This window comes from Gemmobacter serpentinus (assembly GCF_008973825.1).
In the GTDB taxonomy this organism is placed as follows: Bacteria; Pseudomonadota; Alphaproteobacteria; order Rhodobacterales; family Rhodobacteraceae; genus Gemmobacter; species Gemmobacter serpentinus.
In genome coordinates this window covers 215,993-239,438 of record NZ_WCHR01000016.1, presented here as the reverse complement: position 1 = coordinate 239,438, position 23,446 = coordinate 215,993, and the positions used below count along the sequence as shown (strand labels likewise).

17 protein-coding genes are annotated in these 23,446 nt (G+C 62.9%); 3 read left to right on the top strand and 14 right to left on the bottom strand.

The annotated features are described in order from the left end of the window. Positions 1 to 2: 2 nt before the first annotated feature. From tcuB to GBJ34_RS09355, 5 genes are read right to left on the bottom strand one after another with little or no spacing between them, the layout of a single operon-like run. Positions 3 to 1,157: a tricarballylate utilization 4Fe-4S protein TcuB gene (gene tcuB, locus GBJ34_RS09375; RefSeq protein ID WP_151719001.1), complete on the bottom strand. Its 1,155-nt coding sequence runs from the start codon at positions 1,155 to 1,157 to the stop codon at positions 3 to 5. Next, on the bottom strand, positions 1,144 to 2,550 hold the full coding sequence (tcuA, locus tag GBJ34_RS09370) for an FAD-dependent tricarballylate dehydrogenase TcuA (protein ID WP_151719000.1): 1,407 nt from the start codon (positions 2,548 to 2,550) through the stop codon (positions 1,144 to 1,146). The genes tcuB and tcuA overlap by 14 nt, the downstream gene beginning before the upstream one ends. Position 2,551: 1 nt before the next feature. Next, on the bottom strand, positions 2,552 to 3,607 hold the full coding sequence (locus GBJ34_RS09365) for an ABC transporter ATP-binding protein (RefSeq protein ID WP_151718999.1): 1,056 nt from the start codon (positions 3,605 to 3,607) through the stop codon (positions 2,552 to 2,554). Further along, positions 3,600 to 5,270 (bottom strand): ABC transporter permease, encoded by a 1,671-nt coding sequence (locus GBJ34_RS09360; protein WP_151718998.1) that lies wholly within the window; start codon positions 5,268 to 5,270, stop codon positions 3,600 to 3,602. The genes GBJ34_RS09365 and GBJ34_RS09360 overlap by 8 nt, the downstream gene beginning before the upstream one ends. Before the next feature lie 4 nt (positions 5,271 to 5,274). Beyond that, positions 5,275 to 6,387: an ABC transporter substrate-binding protein gene (locus GBJ34_RS09355; RefSeq protein ID WP_192931162.1), complete on the bottom strand. Its 1,113-nt coding sequence runs from the start codon at positions 6,385 to 6,387 to the stop codon at positions 5,275 to 5,277. 160 nt (positions 6,388 to 6,547) lie between these two features. Here GBJ34_RS09355 and GBJ34_RS09350 point away from each other — a divergent pair, with 160 nt between their 5' ends. Beyond that, positions 6,548 to 7,243 carry a GntR family transcriptional regulator gene (locus tag GBJ34_RS09350; RefSeq protein WP_151718996.1) on the top strand — a complete coding sequence of 232 codons (696 nt, stop codon included), beginning with the start codon at positions 6,548 to 6,550 and terminating at the stop codon, positions 7,241 to 7,243. 871 nt (positions 7,244 to 8,114) lie between these two features. Here GBJ34_RS09350 and GBJ34_RS09345 read toward each other — a convergent pair. After that, a complete protein-coding gene (locus tag GBJ34_RS09345; RefSeq protein WP_151718995.1) occupies positions 8,115 to 8,591 on the bottom strand; it encodes an FCD domain-containing protein in 477 nt (158 codons plus the stop codon). Positions 8,592 to 8,713: 122 nt separating this feature from the next. Here GBJ34_RS09345 and hpaI point away from each other — a divergent pair, with 122 nt between their 5' ends. Continuing rightward, positions 8,714 to 9,487, top strand: a complete 774-nt coding sequence (gene hpaI / locus GBJ34_RS09335) for a 4-hydroxy-2-oxoheptanedioate aldolase (protein WP_151718994.1) — start codon at positions 8,714 to 8,716, stop codon at positions 9,485 to 9,487. A 657-nt stretch (positions 9,488 to 10,144) separates the two neighbouring features. On the opposite strand, the gene GBJ34_RS09330 is transcribed toward hpaI, so the two are convergent. From GBJ34_RS09330 to GBJ34_RS09310, 5 genes are all read right to left on the bottom strand, one after another. Then, on the bottom strand, positions 10,145 to 12,892 hold the full coding sequence (locus tag GBJ34_RS09330) for an ATP-binding protein (RefSeq protein ID WP_151718993.1): 2,748 nt from the start codon (positions 12,890 to 12,892) through the stop codon (positions 10,145 to 10,147). 233 nt (positions 12,893 to 13,125) lie between these two features. Next, positions 13,126 to 13,524 (bottom strand): response regulator, encoded by a 399-nt coding sequence (locus GBJ34_RS09325; protein ID WP_151718992.1) that lies wholly within the window; start codon positions 13,522 to 13,524, stop codon positions 13,126 to 13,128. Between the two features lie 125 nt (positions 13,525 to 13,649). Beyond that, positions 13,650 to 17,372 (bottom strand): PAS domain S-box protein, encoded by a 3,723-nt coding sequence (locus tag GBJ34_RS09320; protein WP_192931161.1) that lies wholly within the window; start codon positions 17,370 to 17,372, stop codon positions 13,650 to 13,652. A gap of 258 nt (positions 17,373 to 17,630) precedes the next feature. Continuing rightward, the gene (locus GBJ34_RS09315) at positions 17,631 to 17,951 is read right to left on the bottom strand and encodes an Hpt domain-containing protein (RefSeq protein ID WP_192931160.1); all 321 of its coding nucleotides are present in this window, start codon (positions 17,949 to 17,951) and stop codon (positions 17,631 to 17,633) included. Positions 17,952 to 17,956: 5 nt separating this feature from the next. After that, positions 17,957 to 18,910, bottom strand: a complete 954-nt coding sequence (locus tag GBJ34_RS09310) for a response regulator (RefSeq protein WP_151718989.1) — start codon at positions 18,908 to 18,910, stop codon at positions 17,957 to 17,959. A gap of 248 nt (positions 18,911 to 19,158) precedes the next feature. Between GBJ34_RS09310 and GBJ34_RS09305 the strand changes: the two genes are divergently transcribed. Beyond that, entirely contained in the window at positions 19,159 to 19,734 is a 576-nt protein-coding gene (locus GBJ34_RS09305; protein ID WP_226341107.1) for a tyrosine-protein phosphatase, read from the top strand. Here the strand turns inward: GBJ34_RS09305 and GBJ34_RS09300 are convergent, their stop codons facing one another. The 3 genes from GBJ34_RS09300 to GBJ34_RS09290 are packed head-to-tail and all read right to left on the bottom strand — an operon-like array spanning position 19,735 to position 23,442. Then, positions 19,735 to 20,763: a trans-3-hydroxy-L-proline dehydratase gene (locus GBJ34_RS09300; protein ID WP_151718988.1), complete on the bottom strand. Its 1,029-nt coding sequence runs from the start codon at positions 20,761 to 20,763 to the stop codon at positions 19,735 to 19,737. It lies immediately after the preceding gene. 4 nt (positions 20,764 to 20,767) lie between these two features. Next, positions 20,768 to 22,444, bottom strand: a complete 1,677-nt coding sequence (gene lhpI / locus GBJ34_RS09295) for a cis-3-hydroxy-L-proline dehydratase (protein WP_151718987.1) — start codon at positions 22,442 to 22,444, stop codon at positions 20,768 to 20,770. After that, positions 22,441 to 23,442: a 4-hydroxyproline epimerase gene (locus tag GBJ34_RS09290; protein WP_151718986.1), complete on the bottom strand. Its 1,002-nt coding sequence runs from the start codon at positions 23,440 to 23,442 to the stop codon at positions 22,441 to 22,443. Before GBJ34_RS09290 ends, lhpI begins: the two co-directional genes overlap by 4 nt. Positions 23,443 to 23,446: the final 4 nt, after the last annotated feature.

The window sequence follows — 23,446 nt, the reverse complement described above, 5'->3', positions numbered from 1 at the left end:
CCTCAACCGAAGGCGCGGCGCTTTTCCGCAGCATAGCGGACCAGAGCGAGGCCGCGGAAAATGCCATGCATGAATTTTCCGTAAGGCATGGTGATGAAGAAGCCGAAGACAAAACCCAGATGCAGCGCCAGCATGGTGCCCATCAGCGGGGTGGCCCGCAGGAACAGAAGCGCAAGCCCGGTGACCCCGGTCAAAAGCAGCATCACGATGAAGGCCACATCCATGCCCTTCCGGCTTTCATCCATCAGCTGCGGATCGCGGCGGAACTTGGCCATCAGCAGGCCGATCGGGCCAATGGTGATGCCAATGCCACCCAGCGTGCCCAGCACCACCGGCAGATCATACCACGGATAGGGGGCATCCCAGCCCATCAGGTAATGCCACAGGGTTCCGACCGAGGTTGCCGCAAAACACAGCATGAAACCGTAAAAGGTCAGGTGGTGGTAAAGCCGCCGATTGTCATCGGGCTTGTCGCTTTCGGCCATGCAGCCGACGCCGCCACCGTCCAGATATTTCAGCGTGGCCGCATCATGGGCCCCGCCCGCCAAAGCCTGCGGATCGCGCAGCGTCGACGACGGCTCGCCGATATCGCGCCAGAAATTGACGCAGGACATCACGATGGCCAGCACCGACCACAGAAAGGCCGCGCCAAAGATCGCAACCATCGTGTTATGCGGCATGATCTTGTAGAAGGCACCGGGGCCGGTATGCGTGCCGAACATCACCGCAGGATCGTGCCATGCGGCAAAGCCGATGACAAAGGCCGCGACGGACAGCGCCGCAATCAGCGTCACCATCAGCCCGTTGCGCCGGAACATTGGCGCAAGGAACCCCGGCCAGACATAGCGCGCATAGCTGTCATTGCGCACCTCGGCCAGAACCTTGGGCACGTTCACGTCAAATTCATGCGGCGGTGCAAACTGGCAGTCAGAGTTGCAGGCACCGCAGTTGTGGCACAGGTTCGCCAGATAGGTCAGATCCCCCGCCGAAAAGGCGCGGCGCATCTCCATCGCGGGAAAGACAGCGCAAAGCCCTTCGCAATAGCGGCAGGAATTGCACACTGTCATCAGCCGTTCTGCCTCTGACAGATGCGCCTCGTGATCGGCATTCACCGGCCTTGCTTTGCTGTCGGGGAAGCGGAATTCAACGGCTTGCATGTTTGCCTGCTCCTTCTCCGGCGATGCGCCCGAAGACGCTGCCGATGGTCATACCAATGCCTGCCGCATAGCCGCGCCCCAGCACATTGCCGGCCATGATTTCACCGGCAGCCCAGATGTTTTCCGCCCGCCCGCCATCGGCAAGCTGCACCCGCGCCTCGGCGTCCACCTTCACGCCCAGATAGGTGAAGGTGATGCCGGGCCGGACCGGATAGGCGTAGAACGGGCCTTGCTCGATGCGGCGCGCCCAATTGGTCTTGGCGGGTTCCAGCCCCTCGGTATGGCAGCCGTCAAGGATCGTGTCGTCGAACTGCCCCGGCTGGACGGCGGCGTTGAATCCATCGACCGTTTCGCGCAGCCGCGCCGGATCAAGGCCCAGCTTGCCCGCCAGATCTTCGATGCTTGTCCCGGTGATCGGCGGAAACAGCGACGGCATGAACAGCTTCAGCGCGCGCGCATCAAAGATGATATAGGCGATCTGGTCGGGTTGCGCGGCCACCAGCCGCCCCCAGATCGCATAGCGTTTGGGCCAGATATCCTCGCCCTCGTCATAGAAACGCTGACAGTGTTTGTTCACCACGATCCCGAAGACGACGCAGTCCAGCCGGGTGATGATGCCGCCATCATATTTCGGCGCGCGGGCGTCGATGGCCACGGCGTGGCATTGGGTCGGATCGCCGATCTGGGTCATGCCCTTGCCGATCAGCGTGCGCAGCAGGGAACCCCGGTTATAGGGCGTGCCCCGGATCAGGAAGTTTTCGGCGATCTCGCCCCAACCCTCTTTCAGCCAGTCGATATTGGCCTCGAACCCGCCCGAAGCTGCAACCAGGCCCTTGGCCACCAGCCGGCGTTTGCCGTTCGGGGTGGTCACTTCGGCGGCGACAAAGCGTGGACCGTCCATCTCCAGATCGGTGACTTCGGCCTCATAGGTCATATGGACGCCAAGGCCCTCGGCCGTGCGGTAAAGCGCGCTCAGCATCGCACGCCCGCCTCCGAGAAAGAAGGAGTTGGTCCGCCCAAGGCTGAGCGTGCCACCCAGCGAGGGCTGGAACCGCACCCCCTGTTCCACGATCCAGTTCAGCATGTCCTTGGATTGGTGAATCATCATCCGGGCAAGGTTTTCATCGGTATTGCCCTGCGTTACGCGCAGCAGGTCATCGAAGAATTCTTCCTCGGTATAGGGGCCGGAAAGCGTTTCGGTCGCACTGTCATGGGCGCAGCGCATATTGCGGGTATGGCGGGTATTGCCGCCGCGATAGAAGCGCGGTGCCTTCTCGACAATGGCGACGCTGGCCCCTGCCCGGCGGGCGGCGATGGCCGCGCAAAGGGCGGCATTACCACCCCCCGCGATGACCACATCGTAGGTTTTGTTGAAGTCGACGGGATGTTCCATGTCAGAAAATCCAGACACTTTCGCGCGGAATCCGGATGGGTGACGTCGCATCCCCGACCGCGCTGTCGGTCAACACGCGCAGGCTGTGATTGCCGATCCGATAGACATGTTCCCATTTCTCACCCAGGAACATGGTCGTTGTGCGATGCATCTCGACCGTGTCACGTTCTCCGGGGACGGCCAGGCCCAGCTTGTCCATCCGGCAGATCGCCGTCCCGCCTTGCCCCACCGTGACCGGCTGGCCCATGCGGCCCGTGACCTGCAATCCGTCGCAATCCAGCGTGGCAAAGCCGTCGCCTGCCGCGATCACCTTGCCGGCAAGGCGGACATTGTTGCCGATGAAATCGGCGGTGAAGAGCGTCGTCGGGCGATTATACAGATCCTCGGGGCTTCCCTCCTGTGCGATCACACCGCCATTCAGCAGCACGATCGTGTCGGCAATCGCCAGCGCCTCGATCTGGTCATGGGTGACGATGACCGCCGCGCGTTCTTCGCGGGTAATCAGCTCTTTCAGGAAGGCCCGTGCCTCGTCGCGCAGCTTGGCGTCAAGGTTCGACAACGGCTCGTCCAGCAGCAGCACCGCTGGATCATAGGCCAGCGACCGCGCAATGGCGACGCGCTGCTGCTGACCACCCGAAAGCTGCGAAGGGTAACGTTCGTGCAGATGCCCAAGGCCCAGCACCTCCAGCACCTGGCCCACCTTGCGGCGCACTTCGGCATCCGCGACTTTGCGCAACCGCAGACCATAGGCGACATTGTCAAAGACGGTGCGGTTCGGCCAAAGCGCGTAGGACTGGAACACGAACCCCAGACCACGCTTTTCCGCCGGCAGATCCAGATTGCGACTGCCGTCGAAGACTTCCTTGCCCGAGACCGAGACACGGCCCTTATAGGCGCGTTCCAGCCCGGCGACCGTGCGCAGCAGCGTGGTCTTGCCAGAGCCAGAAGGCCCGAGCAGCGCCGCGATCTGGCCCTTCTCCACCGCAAAGGAGGCGCCTTTCAGCACTTCGACGGCACCGTATTTCAGGTGAATGTTTTCTACGACCAATTCAGGCATCGAGACGAACTCCGAGACGCAGGGCGAGCGCGATGCCGCCCGCAATGACAAGGGTGTTGACCACGGCCAGTGACGAGGCCACGTCGATATTGCCGCCATTCCAGAGGCTGACGAGCATGGTGCCCATGACCTCGTTGCCCTGGCCCATCAGGAAGATCCCGGTGGAATATTCGCGGGCATAAAGCAGGAAGGCCAGAAGCCAGGCCGCCAGCAGGCCATGCTTGGCCAATGGCAGGATCACGTCGCGGGCAACGCGGGCCTGACCGGCACCGGTGACATAGGCGGCCTCTTCCAGCTCTCGGCCGACCTGACCGAAGGAATTGGAGACCAGCCGCAGCCCGAAGGGCAACCAGACCAGGGTATAGGCGACCCACATCGCCACCAGCGAGGCAACCCAGGGCTTCAGGAACGGAACAAACAGGAAGATCCAGAACACGACCAGACCGGCGACAATCCCCGGCATGGCGCGCGGCAGCAGGACAAGAAAATCCAGCACGCGCGTGCTTTTGGCCTGCGAACGGTGGCTGGCCAGCCCGATCAGCGCATAGACACAAAGCGATGCAAAGCCGCCGACAAAGGCAAGAAGCAGCGTGTTGACGATGGACCGGCGGATCAGCGGCAGATCGGCCAGCTTGTGGTAATTGTCAAAGGTCAGCACGTCGCGGATCGCCACCAGCGGGCCCCATGTGGTGACAAAGGACCGCAGCGCGACGCCCGACAACGGCAGCAGGACGACCGCATAAAGCCAGATCATAACCCCAGCCAGCGCAACCCATTTCCAAGGCCCCAGCGGCACGGCATGGGATCGCGTCGCCTTGCCGCCGATGGTCGAATAGCGTTGCGCCGAGCGCAGCATCCGCCGTTGCAGCATGACCAGCGGCAGCGTGACCAGCATGATGAAGATCACCACCACAGCCATCAGCTGATAGGCCGGCCGGCCGAGCAGGGTGTTGAACTTGTAAAGATATGTTGCCAGAACCAGCCGCCCGTCCTGATCGCCCAAGACATAGGGCAGGCCGAACAGCTCGAACCCAAGGAAAGCCACCAGCACCGCACTGACCGCAATCGAAGGCCAGACCAGCGGCAGCGTCACCTTCATCGCGACGGTCAGCGGCGCGCCGCCTGCGACGCGCGCGGCCTCTTCCAGATCGGACGGCACGGTGCGCAGCGCGGTTGCGACATAGATATAGACATGCGGCACATGGGTCAGCGCGACCACCAGCACCAGCATCGGCATGGAATAGACGTTCCAGAACGGCGCGCCGAAGGTCTGTTGCCACCAGGTCGACCAGAAACCCGAGGGCCCGATCGACACGATATAGCCAAAGGCCAGAACCATCGGCGACATGAACAGCGGCAGGAAGATTGCAGGTTCAATCCACCTGCGACCGGGCATATCCGTCCGCACCATCAGAAAGGCAAGCAGCGACCCCAGCGGCACCGCGATCACGACCATGCCCGCCGACAGGATCACCGTGTTCTGCAAGGCATCCCAGAATCCAGGATCGCTGAGCACAAAGCTGTAGGTATCTGCGGTGGGATTGGCGCGCGCACTGAAAAACGCGTCGGTCAGGAAACTTTGCCACAAGATCAGCCCGACCGGGGCAAGGATGAAAAGCGCCGTCAGAAGGACGATGTTGTTCCGCCAGAGATCGCTGCGCATGGGCTTACTTACCCGCCTTCAAGGCATCCGCCCATTCGCGGAAGAAGGCCAGACGCGCCATCGGCTGGATCGCATCCAGAAGCTCCGGGCCGATGCTGACTGGCTTGAGCAGGTCGCCATGTTCCGCGGTCAGACCGGCAATGGTGGCCGGGCCCTCGACATCTGGGCGGATCGCGAAAAGATGCGCCTCGTTGCCGACCACGGTCTGACCGCGATGCGACAGCAGGTAATCCATGAAGACCCGCGCCGCATTGGGGTGGTCGGCCTGTTCGGTGATGATCGCAAGCCGCGACAGCACCACGGTAAAGTCCTGCGGCACCACCACCTTGACATTGGGGTCACGCGCGGCGCGCAGATAGGCATAGGGGCCGATGATATTATAGCCGATGGCATGTTCGCCGGCACTGATCTTTTCCAGCATCGTGCCGGTCGAAGTGTAGAATTTGGCATCCACCGCGCCAAATGCCGTCACCAGCGGCCAGAGCTGGTCGCCGTTCTTGGCATCCTCGTTCACCGCGAAGAATCCAAGCCCCGAGCGTTCCGGGTCATAGGTGGCAACCTTGCCCTTCATCTCGACACGGTTTTCCGTCAGCCATTTGGCAAGGCCGTCCCGGGTGGTGGGCATCTGGTCATCAGCAATGATCTTGCTGTTGTAAACCATCACCACGGGCTCAAAGGTGGTGCCGTAGATCCGGTCGTTATACGACGCCCATTCCGGGATAGCCCCCTTTTCGGGCGAGCCATATTCCGCGGCAATCCCGTCCTCGACCATCTGGTATTGCAGGTCCATTGCCGAGGACCAGACGATATCGGCCTTCAACGCATCTGCGGCGGCCTCGCTGCTCACGCGGCTGAACAGGTCTGCGGCCTTGATCTCGATGTAATCGGCGCGGATCTTTGGATAAGCCTTGGCGAAATCCGCAAGGATCGCCTCGACCGCTGCATGTTCGGTATTGGCATAAATCACCACCGAACCCTCTGCCTCAGCTTTGGCGATGATCTCGGCGTAATCGGCCGGATAGCCTTCGGGGATCTGTGAAAAGGCAAGTGTCGGAAAAAGCGCGGCGCAGGCATACGCCGACAGTCGGCCAAGGGCCGTTACTTTCGGATGCGTCATGGTGTCCTCCCTGGCGAAAGCGGGGTCGAATCGAAATGAATGCTCTCGTGCGATATTGCATATTAGTGTATACAATAAAAAACAACAAAATTCACGCCTGTGGTCATCGCCCTGCCGAAAGGCTATGAAAGTCTGACAAGAGCGATGAGGAACCAAACCAATGAGCCAGTCGGCTTCGCTTGCAACCCGCATTGCAGGGCTGGATCTCGAAGCCGCGCCGGGCACCCGTGGCGCGGGGCTGTCAGATGCGGTTCTTTCGGCGCTCCGGCAGGGCATCCGCAGCGGCTTGATCCAGCCGGGGGATCGGCTGCGCGAGGAAGAGATCGCCGAACACTTCTCGGTCAGCCGCACGCCGGTGCGCGATGCCTTGCGGCGCCTGCTGGAGCGTCGTTTCCTTGAGGTTTCGGGGGCGCGCGGGCTGATGGTGCGTCGGCTGGACCGCGCGGAAGTGTTCGAACTTTATCAGATGCGTGAAATCCTGGAAGGCACGGCCGCCCGCTTTGCCGCCGAGAACGCAAGCCGCGCCGAGATCGACCTGCTGACGGATCTGCATGGCAAGTTCGAGGCGGCGACAGATCCCGCGGAATGGCAGCGGCTGAACAAGCAGTTCCACGAAACGATTGCCGGGGCGGTGCGCAACCGCTTTTTCCACAGCCCGCTGGACGAGTTGCAGGATTTTCTGGCCCTGCTGGGACCCACGACCTTTTCGGTCATCGGCCGGGCATCCCCTGCTGCGGCTGAACATCAACGGATTCTGGACGCCATCGCCCGGCATGATCCCGACGCAGCGGAAGCCGCGGCCCGCGACCATATCCGCAGCGCCTTGTCGACGCGCCTCAGGATGCTTGCGGCATGAACGGTATCATTGCGATGCCCTTTGCTGCGCCCCGGAAATTGTAACCTCCGCGCCTTCCTTCGCCTTTGCGGCATCCATCCTGTCGCTTGACCACGCGATCCATGCGCCGGAAGGGCAGGATGTCAAAGAAGGGGTGACAGGCCGCCGCCGGGCAGGTCACAAATCCTGCGCTGACAGAACGCGCGGCATCGCGTCAAAGGCGCGCCTGGCCCATACGCCGGGGTTGATCGCCGAAGACGGCCGATCATTCGGCACCCCTGCCCCAAGGGCATAGCATCAGGAAGCGCCACCAAGGTGCTGTGAAGATCGATGGCACCTTCCCCCGGCATCAGTCGTGTCGCATGGCTTGGGCCAACGCGCGGGATGCTTCGGCCTGACCCGAGGGAACAGCCCCGCCTTGATCTGGCCACGCGGAATGGCACCCCCCGCCCCGGTTGATCTGATCGCTTCGGCACCGCCATTCGGGCCAAGCGCAATCATCACCGTGACGCCGAGGGAAAGCCGCCCCCCCTGCCAGCGGCAGCGCAAAGAAGATGAAGAAGACCTGCACCAGGAAGGGTGTGTGCGGATCAATTCGACAAACACGACAACCAGCGCGACGCCAAAGAGCGTGCCTGCCCATCGGACCGCAACGCCGGCGTTCCCCATGACCAAGGACCGCAACATGCCGCCGACCGCCACGCCCGGCATGGCCTGCGTCCCCTGCACAAACTCTGGCCAGCGGCAAAGACCACGGCGAAGTCCGGTTTCGCGTCAATTCCCCCTCGCCGGGCCGCGCCTCGCCAATCATCCGGCCGGACATCAGGCCGCGGCCCGCCTCCCTCGTCTTTTCAGGTATCGCCCTGCCGACCGCCCTCCTCCGGGCGGGCCGTCAGGTCAGCCCCTGCTCTTTCAGATAGTCACGCAGGTTGGTTGACGTTCGGCGCAAATGCTCGCTCAGCCGGTCACAGGCATAATCGATGTCGCGCGCCACGGCTGCCTGCGCAATCTCGCTATGCTCCATCATCACATTCCTGTCCCCGGCTCTCTGCCGCAGAAAGATGCGACGGTATCGGTCGTGCAGGTTCAGCAGACAGGAACAGAAATCCAGCAGGATCGGCTTGCCACCCCCCGCAAGCAGGGTCAGATGAAATTCGCGATGCGCCCGCTCCCACCCTTCAAGCGTTTCAGGGCGCGCCGCATCGCGCTCGGTCCGGTTCATCAGGTGCAGGCTGCGCATGACCTGCCCCTCCCAGTTCACGTCACCATGCAGCATCGCCTCGCGCAGCGCCCGGGTTTCGAACTGATCGCGCAGGCTGGCCAACACACTTGCCGCTGTTGGCACCGGGCTGAAAAAGGGGCAGATCATCCTTGGCGGCTCATTCACCCGGCCAGTCAACGTCACCGCGGGTGACGTGATCCAGGCAGATTATGGCCCCTGCGGCACCATCGGCGTCTCATTTGTCTGATCATTGCGCAAAGGAATATCCGATGGAAATGCCCCGGAACCACTTCAAGGCTGCGCTGATGGAAGGCCGATCCCAGATCGGACTTTGGTGCTCGCTGCCCGGCTCCTATGCCGCCGAGGCAGTCGCAGGCTCGGGCTTCGACTGGCTGTTGTTCGACACCGAACATAGCCCGGGCGATCCCTTGACCGTGCTGCCCCAGCTTCAGGCGGTCGCACCCTATCCGGTTTCGGCCATTGTCAGGCCTGCCAGCAATGACCCGGTCCTTATCAAGCGCTTCCTGGATATCGGCGCACAGACCTTGCTGGTGCCCTATGTCCAGGACGCCACTGAGGCCAAGGCCGCGGTCGCCGCCATGCGCTATCCCCCCAAGGGCATTCGCGGCGTCTCGGCGGTGACCCGCGCCACGCGCTTTGGCCGCGTCTGTGGCTATGCGGAGCGCGCTGAAGATGAGCTATGTCTTCTGGTTCAGGTCGAGACCCGGCAGGCTCTCGACAATATCGAGGAGATCGCGGCGGTGGATGGCGTGGATGGCATCTTCATCGGTCCGGCAGATCTGGCGGCAAGCATGGGCTACAACGGCCAACTCGGGCACCCGGCTGTTGTGGCCGCTGTCGAGAACGCGATTGCGCGCATCCGTGCGGCGGGCAAACCGGCAGGTATCCTGACCGCCGACACCGCGTTCGCGACGCGCTGCCTGACGCTTGGCACAACCTTCACGGCGGTTGGCGCGGATGTGGGTATTCTTGCCCGGCAGAGCGAGGCGCTGCGCAAAGCCTTTGAGACAAGGGGCGCATGATCACCGCAGCCCAAGCCTTGCGAGGTCGCATCCGGTGACGCCGATCCCGCTTGCCTGCCTGTGCCCTGTCGGGACTTGCACCGGCCGACACCGTGCGGCTTGCGGCGAACATGGCGAAGGCCCGCATGATCTTTGAACACATGATACTTGAACAGCGGTCGGGCTAATTCGTCGGGCCGGTTGCCGATCCGGTCGCCGATCCGACCGATCGTCTTGCCGCGCTGACCGGCCTGGAAGTGGCCGTTCCGTCCTTCGCTTCAGGCGGTGCCATTCCCAGCCGCCCCAAAGGCTGGAATCTTGCCGTGCTCGCCGAAAACCCGGCGCGTCGACAGGTTAGCCAGTCTTCGAAATCGCGCGCATCCAAGCCATATTGGCCTGTCACTCCGACCATCCGGCGATCATCTGTGCGGATCCCGATCAAGAGGGGAGCCGCATTGCCACCGCCACGGGCGCTCCATATGAAACCCATTGGCAGCTGCAACCGTTCCCGCGCCCGGATTATCCCCATGCGACACCCCGCCACCTTGGTGCGGGGGCACCGCCGTCACCGCGCTATCCGCGTCAATGGCAGCAGGACTGCCCCGCAGTCGCGCGGCGAACCGGATTTCCTCCATGCTGGCCGCTTTCCAGACAGCAGGCTGGGGCCGCCCCTGCCCCTCAGTCGCTGACCACTGGTGACATCAACAGCGTCTTGATCGCGCCGGACAAATCCACGGCATTGACCGGCTTGGCAATGCAGGTGTCAAATCCAGCGGCGATGTAATCCGCCACCTGATGCGGCATCGCATTGGCGGTCACCGCGATGATCGGCACATTACGTTCCGCATCATTGCCCTCCAGCCGCCGGATCTCCTCCAGCGCGGTCGGGCCATCCATGATCGGCATCGCGATATCCAGCAGCACCGCGTCAAATTCCTGCGTCTTCCAGGTGTTCACCGCCGCCAGCCCGTCTTCAACGGTGGTCACCTCGGCGCCACAGCTTTCCAGAATCAGGCGCATCACCATGCAATTCGTCGGATTGTCATCCGCCACCAGCAGGCGCGCCCCGCTCAGATCGGATTTCTGCGACCCCGTCGACACCTCGACCTCAGCCTCCTGCACCACCACATCGTTCAGGGGCAGGGTCACGCGAATGGTCGTGCCCTCGCCCGGCACCGAAGAAGCATCGATCGTGCCGCCCATCATTTGCACCAAACGCTGGGTGATCGCCATGCCAAGGCCGGTGCCACCGAACCGCCGCGAGATCGTGCTGTCGGCCTGGGTGAACTCTTCATGCAGGCGGCTCAGCTGTTCGGGGGTCATGCCGATGCCGGTATCCTGCACCTCAAGCACCAACGGTTTGCCCGCCCGCCCGCTCAGCCGGACAGTCACCTCACCCTCCTGGGTGAACTTGATTGCGTTGCTGATAAGATTGTTCAGGATCTGCTGGAAGCGCAGCGGATCGCCGCTGCGATGACCGCCGGCATTGCTGCCGATCAACAGATCCAGATCAATATGTTTCTCTGCCGCGACATGGGCATGCAGGTCATGGGCGCGCTGTGCCACTTCCACCGGATCAAAAGGCACCTGTTCCATTTCCAGCTTGCCGGCCTCGATCTTGGACATATCGAGGATGTCGTTCAGAATGGTCAACAGCAGCGTGCCGGAACGGCGGATCGTGCCGATCATCCGCTTCTGCTCGGGCGTCTGCAACATGCCCTCCAGAATCTCGGCCATGCCCAGAACGCCATTCAGCGGCGTGCGGATCTCGTGGCTCATGTTCGCAAGGAAGGCGGATTTGGCCTTGTTCGCATCCTCGGCCTTGCGGCGCGCCATATACAGCTCGGTCACATCGGCACCGACACCGCGATAGCCAAGGAAGCGGCCCTCAGCGTCAAAGTTGGGGGCACCGCTGATGCGGAACCAGCGTTCGTCGCCCGGAACCATCATCGGCGCGCGGAACACGAAATCCTGGAAGGGCTCGCGCCGCCGCTGCAACGCATTCAGCCCTTCCCAATCCGCGCTTTCCTCGGCCGCGGGGTGCCGGCGCATCCATTCCAGGCTGGTCAGGCCGATCATCTCGTCGACGCCGGGCCCGTTCCTGGCCCAGCTTTCGGTGCGGGAACGATAGACATAGCGCAGATCGGCATCTTGTTCCCAGAACCAGGCCTCTGACACCGCTGCAATGTCGTAAAAGCGATCTTCGGCCGACTGGCGGTCGATCAATGCCTGTTCCAGCGCCGCCTTGGCCACCACCAGCGCCTCTTCGCGGGCCTTGCGTTCGCTGATGTCGATCTCGATCCCGGCCATGAACAGCGGCTTGCCTTCCGGGTCGCGGCGCAGGATCTGGCTGCGATCAAGGATCCAGACCCAATGCCCGTCGGCATGGCGCAGCCGGTATTCGGTTTCGATCATGTGATCGCCGCGTGCCTCGGCAATGTCGAACAGTGCCTCGGTGCGTTCCAGATCATCGGGATGCACATGATCGCGCCAAAGCTGATAGGTCGGTTTTTCCGGCATATCGGCAAAGTCCAGACCGATGATACGCGCCCAATGTTCGTTATACTGGCTTTCATTGGTGCGCACGTCCCATTCCCAGGTCGCCAGACGCGCAGATTCGATGATGTTGCGGCGACGCAGCTCAGCCATGCGCAATTCGCTGATATCGGCATGGGTTTCCACCCATTCGCCCATTTCGGTGCGCGTCACGCTGATCTGGATCACCCGGCCATCCGGCAGGCTGGTCTCTCGTCGGATCGTGCCCGTAACAGGCACATGTCGCATCTGCTCCAGCCAGGGGTCCTCGCGGCCGACAGCATCGGGAAACTGGCCAACCGCCAGCCCATGTTGCAGGATTTCCTCCTGCGGCACACCCGGTCGCAGCATCGGGGCAAGCGCCGGGTAAAGTTCCTGATAGCGGCGATTATAGAGCGCGAGGCGGTTCTGCGCATCGTAAAGCGCAAAGCCCTGTTCCACCGCGCCCAGCACCCGGACAATTTGCTGGCGCGCGGCGGCCAGTGCCTGCCGTTCGATCTCGGTCGCGCGCGAGATTTCGGCGTCATGGCCAAGCTTGCGCTGCGCCAGCGCGACAAGCGCCGATCCCAACGACAAAATCAGCGCCTCGTGTTCAGCTACACAGGATAATGCCGATGCGGTGCCCTGCAGAACCAGAACGCCCTCCAGCCCCCGCCCCGATACCGGCAACTCACGCGCCGTCACAGCCGCATTGCCGTCACGCTGGTCCTGCCAATTGGCCAGCAGCATCGCATTGCCTTCATGCTTGCAGGACAGGCTGACCGAGGACAGGTCAAGCGCCGCGCCAATCTTGGTCACGGTGCCTTGCAGCGCCTCGTTGGCCTCGTCACGGCTTGCAGCAGCCAGGGCGCTGAAGGCGTCCAGTGCCACCTGCAGGAAGTGCGTGCCCATTCTATCCTCCTTGCCCGGAAAACCCGCTCACAGACGGTGGCCGCGCAAGTCTGGCACGGCCTGCCGGTCAAAATTCCGGCCCCTCTGATATGCGGGAATGTCCTTCGCGATGCGGCCCAAACCGGGCCACGTTACAAAACCTGTTGTGCCGACTGTCCCACCCTGCAGGACCGCCATCTCTGCTTTCGATGCGCGGATCCAGGTCCGGCCTGCATCGAAGCCCCCACGCCCTGTCAGGCACCCGGTGCCATCGGCGGCACCGCACCACCCAGCAATTTGCGGACGGTCGCGACAAACACCTCACCCGAGATCGGCTTGGGAAGCAATGTCTCCAGCCCGAAGGCCGATGTCCGGCTGCCCGGTGCGGAGATGGCCGCACTCAGCCGCAAGATCGGCGTCTCTGAATTCCGCGTGCGGCTGGCACGCAGATGCCGGACAATCCTGTCCCCCGTCACAACCGGAAGATTCTGATCCAGGATGAGAAGATCAAACGGATTTGTCAGCACCTCTTCCAGCGCTGCCCGCCCATCGCCCACCACCGTCAGATCCACGCCAACTGCCTCTTGCAGCAGGCTGGCATAGATCTGCTGACTGATCTCATCATCTTCTGCCAAAAGAACTTTACGCTGCATTGCCGAAACCTACCCACCCAAACCCGGACAACAACCAGAAACGTTAACGTCGTTTTATGCGTACAATCTGCGATCACTATGGCATAAACTTGGCATATGTCAGAGAAATTCTAAGTCACCGCGCCTCATTCCTTCCCTAAGGGAAGCTTGGCGGCAACACCCAATGTTTTCTGAAGATCGCGCAGGCTGTAGGGCTTGAGCAGGTAGCCGTCAAAATCCAGCTTCAACAGTTCGGCACCATCGCTGGCAAAGATCTCGCCCGTCACCGCAACAACACGGGTTCGCCGCAATCCTCGCGCTTTCTCGATCTGGCGGATCAGTTCCAGCGCGGTGCGGCCGTCCATCACCGGCATGGTCAGATCCAACAGGATCACGTCGTAATGCTGCCCTGCAGCATGGGCCTCTTCCCATTTGTCCAGCGCGCGACGCCCGTCCTCGGCCAGATCCAGCGAAACCCCAAGCTGCGACAACATGCCCGACAAGACTTCGCGGTTGGTGGCATTGTCATCGACGCCCAGCACATGCAGCGAAGATCCGGTGGAGGGCGGAACCACGCGCTCCGCGGGCGCGGGCTGCGGCGCGGCCAGGCTGCGCGCCGGCGCGGCCTCGGGCACGGCTTTCGTCGGCGCGATCACCGGCGCGGATCCATCCACCATCGCCAGCGGCAAGGTCACGCTGACCGAGGTGCCACGCCCCTGCGCCGATTCGATGCTGACGCTGCCACCCATCTTCTGTGCCAGCTCCCGCACGATCGAAAGGCCAAGGCCGGTGCCGCCAAAACGCCGCGTCGTGCCGACCTCTGCCTGTTCGAAACTGTCGAAGGCGCGCGCGGCCTGTTCCTCGGTCATTCCGACGCCGGTATCGGACACCCGCACCACCACGGGCTTACCAACGCGACACGACACATTCAGCCGCACCTCGCCCTGTTCGGTGAACTTCATCGCATTGCTCAGCAGGTTGTGCAGGATCTGCCGGATGCGATGACCATCGCCCATGCGCGGCACGTCGCAGCCCGACGAGCTGAACACCTCGAACTCCAGACCCTTTTCCTCGGCCTGCACCGCATAGGTTGCCGCAAGCTGCGAGATGATCTCGCCCAGCACGATCGGGGCATGTTCCAGTTCCATCTTGCCCGCCTCGATCTTCGACATGTCGAGAATGGAGTTCAGCACCGCCAGCAGCGTCGCCCCGGATTGACGGATCGAGGCGATCATCTTGCGCTGCCCCGGATCGGTGATCTGCATATCCAGCACCTCGGCCAACCCCAGAACGCCATTCAGCGGCGTGCGGATCTCGTGGCTCATATTGGCAAGGAAGGTGGATTTTGCCCGGCTCATTTCCTCTGCGTGCAGCAGCGCCTTTTCCAGCGTCTCCGTCACCGCGATCTGTTCGGTGATGTCCCAGAACGAGATCACCACATTGCGGTGCCCATCCCCGCCATCCACCGGAGAGACATTGCCCGTCAACACCCGCCGCGTGCCATCCGGCCAGCGCACTGCATATTTCACATCGCGCACCGGCCCCCCGGCCTTACCGACCAGCTCGAACGGATATTCGTGACTGGCCAGCCGTCGACCGTCGACATGTTCCAGCCGCCATGGGGCTTCGCCGTCGCGATTGCCGTTGCGCATCCCCGGTTCCAGATTGAGGATCCGCCGCGCCTCGGTGTTGCAATAGATCAGAATGCCGTTCTCGTCATAAAGCGAGATCGCCGCCACGCTGCTTTCCATCGCGCTGCGCAACTGCGCCTGGCTGGCGTCAACCTCGCGCTCCAGCCGTTTGCGCTCACTGATATCCAGATGCACGCCGACCATATGTTCGGGATTGCCATCGACATCACGTTGCAGGACCTGCCCCCGCGACATGACCCAGACCCAATGCCCCTTCTTGTGCAGCAGACGCATTTCGAATTCGAACACGCCGGACCCAAAGCCCGGCAGATAGACATTCCGCTGCTCGAAAACATCGCGATCATCCGGGTGGATCAGGTCGATCAGGGTGGCAAGCGGGAAGCTGCGCGGCAGCTCGTCGCCGCGGCCAAGGATCTGCGCCCAATGGCCGCCGGTGGTCATCTGGCCCTTGCGCACATCCAGCTCCCATGTGCCGACCTGCGCGCCGTTCATGATCGAGACCAGCCGTCGCCGCGCCTCGTCGCGCTCTTTCAGAACCGAGACCAGTTCCTGGTTCATCGAATCCAGCGCCTCGATCTGGCGGCGGCGCGCGGTCACATCGATGCCGATGCCGATCAGGCTGCCATCCGAGGTGCGGCTGTGCACCCGGCGCAGCCAACGTCCGTCACGCAGTTGCACCTCATCGGCGTAATAGGGTTGGCGATAGGCCGCCAATTGCTCATCCAGCCATTCCTCCAGCTCGCTGTCGTCCTTGGGCGAGTTGAAGAACCCCTCCGATGCGCCCCGCCGGAACAGCTCACGCAGGGTGATGCCCGGCTCGATCCCCTTGGCAAGCTCCGGGAATTGCTTGCGGAAGGCGGGGTTGCACAGCACCAGCTGTTCGTCGCCGTCAAACACCACCGCCGCATCAGGCAACGCGTTGAGCGCGCTTTCCAGTTGGCGATAAGAGGCTTCGGCCCGGCGCGCCATCGCTTCGGTCGCGGCTTCCTGCATCTTGATATGGGTCACATCGGTCTCGATCGAGACCCATCCCTCGACCTGACCGTTTTCGCCGGTCAACGGCAGAACGTTGAAATCAATCCAGTAACGGTTGCCATAGCGATCCTGGTTGATGGTCTGGCCTGTGAAGGCGCGTTGCTCCTCCAACGCCGTCTCCAACCCATCCGCCGCGCCCTGATCGCTGTCATCGCAGCGCACCAGCGATTTGAAGTCACGGCCCCGGATCTCTTCATTGCTCCAGCCGCTGCGCCGTTCAAACGCGGCATTGACCCATTGCACACGGCCTTCGATATCCGTGAAAATCGCAAGGTTGCCCATGGATTGCACGACCCGGCGCAGACGCAGCATTTCGGATTGCAGGGCCCGGCGGCGCGAGATGTCGCGCACGATAAAGATCGCGCTCGGCTTGCCCTCAGGCGTGGTCGCATCCTTGCGCGACCCGCTCAGCTCAAAGGTGAAATCGCCCGTTGGCAGCTTCATCGAATAGATGACATTCTGCACCCGGCCCTGTTCCAAAACCGTATGCAGGGCTTTCGTCGCAATCGCCTGCACCGGCTCGGGCAGCACTTCGGCCAGTGTCTTGCCCTTCATTTCCTCGGGCGGCCGCGCCATCAGATGCGGCGGGCCGGCATAAAAGCCGGTATAGCACGCGTCAGCATCGACCTCGAACATCAGCTCGGGCATGGCATCCAGGATCGCGGTCAGGCGATGGATCGCCTCGGTCTGCTGGGTCTCGCGCGCGCTACGCTCCAGCAGCATCAGCGTCAGCGCCATCAGTTGCAACACGCCCGAGGTGCAGCGGCCGGACAGGTCTGCCGCCTCGACCAGCAGAACCCCGCGCAGACGGCCTTCCTGCATCACCGGCAACAAGGTGCATTGCGCAATGCCCGCCGCCAGCAACTGCGCCCGCGCCTCAAGATCGGTCGGCAGCGCAGCGGTGTCGGGCAGGCTCACCGGGCGGCACGCCTCCAACTCGTCTATCCACGGCAGGACCAATGTTCGGCAATCGCCCGACATGGCCATGGCCGCGCCGTCGCCATGGCTGGCCTGCAATGTCGTCTGGTTCTCGGGTGTCGAAATGCAAAATAGCCAGCACCTTGCGCTGCCCACCTGAGCGGAGGCCCGCGCCAGCGCCCGTTCGATGGCCGGCCCGATTTCATGCGCCGGTGCGCGCAGCAGATCGCCAAAGATCGATAAAATCTCGGAATCTTCGAGCATCCGGTCCCTCTTTTTTTCATCCTGTTTAGTCCGCATGGACGGCTGCTGACCGATTTCGTCCATGCGGTTGCAAATTGCTTCTCATCAACTCAGGGTTGCTTCAAGCAAAATCGTGTAAGATGCATCGCGCAAAACACAGCGGCCCCCGCCGCTGGGACGGCGGAGGTCACCCTTGCCGGGCCATTGCAACAGGCGCACAGGACAAGCCGCCCGGAACGACCGGACCGCCTTGCGACTGGCCAACTTGAAAGAACGGACTCAGGCGGACAGTTCGACCAGCACCGCATCAAGGATCGGGGCACCCTGACGCCAGGCCAGAGCCAGCCCCACTTCTTTCTTGCGGAACGCGATGGTCACACGGTCCAGTTCCATCGCCCGCAATCCGAGGGCCGGAAATCCCAGGGTCAGCGCCACGCCCGCAATCTTGTGGACGATTTCACCCATGGCCAGAAAGCTGGCCTCGGGGTCACGTCCCTGTTCGATGCGGTTGCGCAGTTCGATCAGGTCTTTTGCCCGCGTCGCATTCAGCGCGATGAACCTGTCGCGCAGAGGCGCAAGCGACGGCGAAATATCGGCCATGGCGGTCATGCCCATTTGCGGGCAGGCATCGCGATCGGATGATGCTCCACCGCAGCGATTGCCCGCAGCAGCAGATCATCGCCGTTGCGCAACCGCGAGAACAGCGTCTTGCGCACCATCGCCCCCACCGCGACATCCGGCGTCGGGATACGGTCGGCCAGATAGATGCCGCTGAATCCTTCCAACCCGATATTGATCGCGTCCTGGATCGCAGATTGATCCACCCGGCCCTGTTCGCCGGTCAGCACCGCCACGAAATTGCCGTTCCCGGCATAGGCGATCAGCGCCGAGGTCGATTTCAGCGCATCTTCGATGCAGGACGACACATCGCCCAGCATGTTCATGAAGGCAACCGGGGTCGCCGCGCTGTAAATCGTTGCAGCATTCTGGATCGAGATTGCAAAGGCCGATGCAGTGTAGCTTTCGCGCAGCCCCAGGCTCAGCAGATAGTTTTCCAGCGCAAGATATTCGATCAGCCGGTCATAGCCTGGGATCACCAGCTTGGTGCTCAGATCGAATTGCAGCTCGACCATGCCATCGGCAGCCGCCGCGCGGTACTCCAGCAACGAGGTGCGCAGCTGCTCTTGCACGAGGCGGGCAAGCATCGCCATGCGTGCCTTCAGCTCCACCACGTCGAGCGGCTTGTTCAGGTAATCGGTGGCCCCGGCATTGAAGGCCGCATCGATATAGCTGCGATCCGACATGGAGGTGACCATCATGATCGGAACGCGGTTGTATTTCGGCATGGAGCGGATCATGCGGCACAGCTGCACGCCATCGGTGCCGGGCATACGGATATCGAGAAGGATGCAATCGAACGTGTCTTTGCTATGCTCGATCTCGCGAAGCGCAGCCTGGGCCGAAAAGGCCGGAGTCACGTCGTTATATCCAAGTTCGCCAAGCGCAACTTCGAGAATTTCGACGAAGATCGGTTCGTCATCCACAGCGAGGATTTTCATGTGGCAGCCCTTTCTGTGACGTGGGTCTGGCCGCGCGTGACGCACATTGCCATTCCACGTTTCAACTACAGCGATAGTTGTGCCGGATCGTGGTTAAAGTGTGGCACCACTACGGCAATACCGCCATGTGTGCGGCAGCGCAGGCCAAGGGCAAAACCCAAGGAAAATGCCCCGAATTTCTTGCCGTAAGCGCCGTGTAAGGATCGACGTTCATGGCTTCCGTCAGCGATCCCGGACGGAGAAATGCCATGTCAAGCAAGCCCATGCGGGCCCTGCGCACCGCTGCCATCGGGCTTGGCCTGACCTGCGCGGGGCTTGTGCTCTGGCCGGTCTGGCTACAGGCCAATGACAACTTCCACATGGTTAAAAATGGCGTGCTTTACCGCTCGGCGCAGCCCGGTCCGGGCGATCTGGCACGGGCGGTGCAGAATCACGGCATTCATAGCGTGCTGAACCTTCGTGGCGCGCAACCTGACGCAGAATGGTATCAGGTCGAACGGCGGGATGCGGCTGCCCTTGGTCTGCAACACGTCGATTTCGCCATGTCGGCCAGCCGCAAGCCCGACCCGCAGGATGTGGCCGCTTTGCTGAAGGTGATGCGCGATTTGCCGAAGCCGGTCCTGATCCATTGCCGCAGCGGATCGGATCGCACCGGCTTTGCCGCGGCGCTGTATCTCGCGGAGCTTGCAGGTGCCGACAAAGAAGTGGCAGAGCGCCAGCTATCCTTTGCCTATGGCCATGTCGGCATCCCGATGCTGTCGGCGGCCTGGCCGATGGATCAAGGCTGGCAGGAGGTCGAAGCGCAGCTGCCTCCCGCCAGCTGATCAGCGCGCCCCCCAAGTATCGCTCAGGCGATAGCCTTCAGGCCAGGGGTCGCTCGGGTCCAGCATGTGCTGATGGATGCCGGTGATCCAGCCCCGGCCGGAAATCTCGGGCAGGATGGCCGGAAGGTCACCCACCGTCGTGGTGCCGAGGATGCGGCCCGAAAAGGTCGACCCGATCAGCGACACGGCGGTCAGCCGGTCTTGCAGCCCCATCTGTCCGCGCGCATGTAGCACCGCCATCCGCGCCGACAATGCGGTTCCGGTCGGCGACCGATCCACCTTGCCGGGCTGGATCGCCACCGCGGCCCCGGCGCGCAGTTCATGCCCCTCGCGCGTGACCGGCCCCGCAAACAGGCAGAACGAGAAATGCCGCCAATCGGGGTTGGTCGGGTGGTGAAAGCCCAGCTGCTCGGTCGCGGCATTGGTGATCTTCACGCCGAGCTTGGCGATATCATGCGCCTCGTCCGGGGTCAGCCCAAAGCCAAGCGCGGGCGCATCGACAAAGACAAAACTGTCACCGCCATAGGCCGTGTCCACGGTCAGGGTGCCCAGCCCCTCGACCTCCAGACTGGCATCTAGATTGGCGGCAAAGCTGGGCAGGTTCTGCACATAGATCCGCTCGGCCTTGCCATTGCGGCATTCGGCGCGCACCCGCACCAGCCCGCCCGGTGCCTCAAGCACCATATGGGTTTCGGGTTCCGTCATCGGGATGATGCCCGCATCCAGCAGCACGGTGGACACGCAGATCGAGTTCGACCCCGACATCGGCGGGGTATCCTCTGGCTCCATGATGATCCAGGCCGCCTGCGCCTCGGGGTGTTTGGGCGGCACCAGCAGGTTCACATGGCGAAAGACACCGCCACGCGGCTCATTCAGCACGAAATTGCGCAGCGTGTTGTCGCGCGCGATCCAGCGCGACTGTTCCCAGATCGTGTCGCCCGGTGGCGGGGCCACGCCGCCCACGATGACATCGCCCACCTCGCCCTCGGCATGGGCGGAAATCACATGGATGGTTTTGCTGCTGCGCATCGGATCATTCCAGCCAGAGGGGAAGCCTGCGGGGGGCCTGGCCGGTGACGGCGGCGGTCGCGCAATCGGCCAGACTGCCGAAACGCACGGCGCGGCCCGACAGGCCTGGCCCGTAATGAGCATATTTGCCAGAGTTCGTCATCAGCGCGCGAGTTCCCGGCGGAAAGACAGGTTCCGAGATCGAGCACCAGCACAGATCCGGCAGGACCTGCACGCCCGATGCCTCCAGCGCCTGAAGCGTGCCCTCGGCGCGGGCCTCGGCCATCACCTGCCGTCCGGCGGTGACGATGGTGGCAATGGTGGTGGGGCGCCCCGCCAGGGCTGCAGCCAGCGCGCGACATTCCAGCAGCGACGCATGTGGGCTACCGACCGCGACCAGTTCCACTCGTTCCGGCCCCTCATTCAGCAGGCGCCAGCCTGCGGCCATGTCCGCTGCGGTGATGCGGGCATAATCGGCATCCGGGGCGATGCGATCCGCCTCGGGCGTCACGCCCTCGATATGCAGCATCGGCGCGGCAGAGGTGGTGCCAAAGGCCGCGCAGACCGCCTTCAGGTTTTCCGGCGTGGGCCGCCCGGGCGCGAGGCCCCGCAGCAGCGGAATGCGGTCAGGGGCCGCCTTGCCCGCCAGATATCCGATCAGCGGCCAGAAGCTGTCATCAATCGCCATCGGCAGATCGACATCGATGATGCGCCGCGCCTGACGCGGGCCATCCAGATAAACCCCAGACAGGGGCGCGCGGCCGGTCAGCGCAATGCACAGATCCAGAAAATCCGGGTGTTTTGCCGTGCGCGCGCCCAGCACCGTATTGGCATAGATCACCGCATTGGATTCCGCCCAGGCAATCGCCTCGCCCTCGACCGGGGCGGTATCAAGAAGATAGGGCGAACAGGTGAAGGTCGGCTGGCAGCCCATGCGCACATAGGCATCGGCCAGACGCTGCGCCGGGCCGCCAAAGCTGGGCGGCACGCCCTGCTCCCGCCAATGACCATGATCGACCGAGATCGCGTTCATCGTGGCCGGGATGCAGATGCGCGCGCCCATATCGGCCATCTTCTCGGCGAAGGTCAGATTGGCGGGGCTGGCATAGATACAGCCATCAATATGGCCCTGCGTCACGTCGATCAGCCGGGTCGCGCCCTGATTGGCCGCCATGGCGCAGATGATGCGCATGGCTTCCTGACAGGCGACGCCCTCAGTGCCGTCCAGCATGGCGCGGTCCTGATCCGTCAGATCCAGCGTGGTGGTGGCAGGGGGGGCGACCGGGATCACCAGATCGCCCGCCGTGATGGAGGTATCGGTGATCACCGCACTTTGCGCCTGCGCCAGCTCTGCCCAGGCCTCGGGCGTCAGGCGCAGGACCGGCAACGGCACGTTGAACATGCCGCCCGCGATCAGGGCGCCCAGCGTCACCACATCCTCGGGTTCGGAAAACACCAGTGCCGCCGGCGCCACCCCGTTCAAGGCCATATCCAGTAAAACCCCCGACCCGGTGCAGGAGCCCCGGGTAGAGGGCATCATCAGAATAGCGCCGCTGAGGGATCGGCCATGCAAGGGGTGGTGCACGTCGATCACCCGCGCGGTGGCCGGATCGACCCCGCCCCAGAAGGATAGCGGTTCAAGACTAGCGATGATGGGGCCTGCGGCAGCCCCCGTCAGGATGCTGCGCGCGCGATGGGTCATTTTACGACAAAGCCATGCGCATAGGGATCGCGATCATCGATGAAAATGGTGTTGATGCCGGTCTGCCGCGCCCATCCCCCGATCGAGGGGATGATTGCGGGCTTGCCCGCCACCGTCACCGCAGCCTCGACCCGGCCCTTGAAGATCGAGCCAATGATCGATTCATGCCAGAACTCGTCCCCAACCTTCAGCTTGCCCTTGGCGGCAAGCTGCGCCATGCGGGCAGATGTGCCGGTGCCACAGGGGCTGCGATCAATCGCCTTGTCTCCATAGAACACGGCATTGCGGGCATGTGCACCCTCCACCGTCGGTACGCCAGTCCACAGAATATGGCTCAACCCGTTGATCGCCGGATGTTCGGGGTGGATGAATTCGTATTTGGCATTCAGCGCCGCGCGCAGTTTCGGGCTGAACCCGATCAACTCGCCTGCGGTGAAATCGGCCATATCGCGGAAATTCTTCTGCGGCTCCACAATGGCGTAGAAATTGCCGCCGTAAGCCACATCCACCACGATCTCGCCCAGCCCCTCCACTTCGGCCGTCAGGCCTTCGGCATAAAGGAAGCCCGGCACATTGGTCAGGCGCACTTCCTCGACAAAGCGGCCTTCCTGGCGATAGGTGATATCCACCTTGCCCGCCGGGGCGTCGATGGACAGTTTACCCGGCTCGCGCGGCTGGATCAGCCCGTTCTCGATCCCCATCGTGATGGTGCCGATGGTGCCGTGACCACACATCGGCAGACAGCCCGAGGTCTCGATGAACAGCACCGCCACATCGCAATCGGGGCGGGTCGGCGGATAAAGGATCGAGCCCGACATCATGTCATGGCCGCGCGGCTCGAACATCAGGCCGGTGCGGATCCAGTCAAACTCGCGCAGGAAATGCGCGCGCTTTTCCAGCATGTCCTTGCCCTCCAGTCGCGGGCCACCGCCCGAGACAAGACGCACCGGGTTCCCGCAGGTATGCCCGTCGATGCAAGAGAAGGTATGATTGGCCATGATG

Coding starts and splice junctions, on each gene's coding strand:
- lhpI (WP_151718987.1), bottom strand. CDS start 22,444: ATGACCCATCGCGCGCGCAGCATCCTGACGGGGGCTGCCGCAGGCCCC.
- hpaI (WP_151718994.1), top strand. CDS start 8,714: ATGGAAATGCCCCGGAACCACTTCAAGGCTGCGCTGATGGAAGGCCGA.
- GBJ34_RS09355 (WP_192931162.1), bottom strand. CDS start 6,387: ATGACGCATCCGAAAGTAACGGCCCTTGGCCGACTGTCGGCGTATGCC.
- GBJ34_RS09310 (WP_151718989.1), bottom strand. CDS start 18,910: ATGAAAATCCTCGCTGTGGATGACGAACCGATCTTCGTCGAAATTCTC.
- GBJ34_RS09290 (WP_151718986.1), bottom strand. CDS start 23,442: ATGGCCAATCATACCTTCTCTTGCATCGACGGGCATACCTGCGGGAAC.
- tcuA (WP_151719000.1), bottom strand. CDS start 2,550: ATGGAACATCCCGTCGACTTCAACAAAACCTACGATGTGGTCATCGCG.
- GBJ34_RS09320 (WP_192931161.1), bottom strand. CDS start 17,372: ATGCTCGAAGATTCCGAGATTTTATCGATCTTTGGCGATCTGCTGCGC.
- GBJ34_RS09325 (WP_151718992.1), bottom strand. CDS start 13,524: ATGCAGCGTAAAGTTCTTTTGGCAGAAGATGATGAGATCAGTCAGCAG.
- GBJ34_RS09365 (WP_151718999.1), bottom strand. CDS start 3,607: ATGCCTGAATTGGTCGTAGAAAACATTCACCTGAAATACGGTGCCGTC.
- GBJ34_RS09315 (WP_192931160.1), bottom strand. CDS start 17,951: ATGGCCGATATTTCGCCGTCGCTTGCGCCTCTGCGCGACAGGTTCATC.
- GBJ34_RS09360 (WP_151718998.1), bottom strand. CDS start 5,270: ATGCGCAGCGATCTCTGGCGGAACAACATCGTCCTTCTGACGGCGCTT.
- tcuB (WP_151719001.1), bottom strand. CDS start 1,157: ATGCAAGCCGTTGAATTCCGCTTCCCCGACAGCAAAGCAAGGCCGGTG.
- GBJ34_RS09300 (WP_151718988.1), bottom strand. CDS start 20,763: ATGCGCAGCAGCAAAACCATCCATGTGATTTCCGCCCATGCCGAGGGC.
- GBJ34_RS09305 (WP_226341107.1), top strand. CDS start 19,159: ATGTCAAGCAAGCCCATGCGGGCCCTGCGCACCGCTGCCATCGGGCTT.
- GBJ34_RS09345 (WP_151718995.1), bottom strand. CDS start 8,591: ATGATCTGCCCCTTTTTCAGCCCGGTGCCAACAGCGGCAAGTGTGTTG.
- GBJ34_RS09350 (WP_151718996.1), top strand. CDS start 6,548: ATGAGCCAGTCGGCTTCGCTTGCAACCCGCATTGCAGGGCTGGATCTC.
- GBJ34_RS09330 (WP_151718993.1), bottom strand. CDS start 12,892: ATGGGCACGCACTTCCTGCAGGTGGCACTGGACGCCTTCAGCGCCCTG.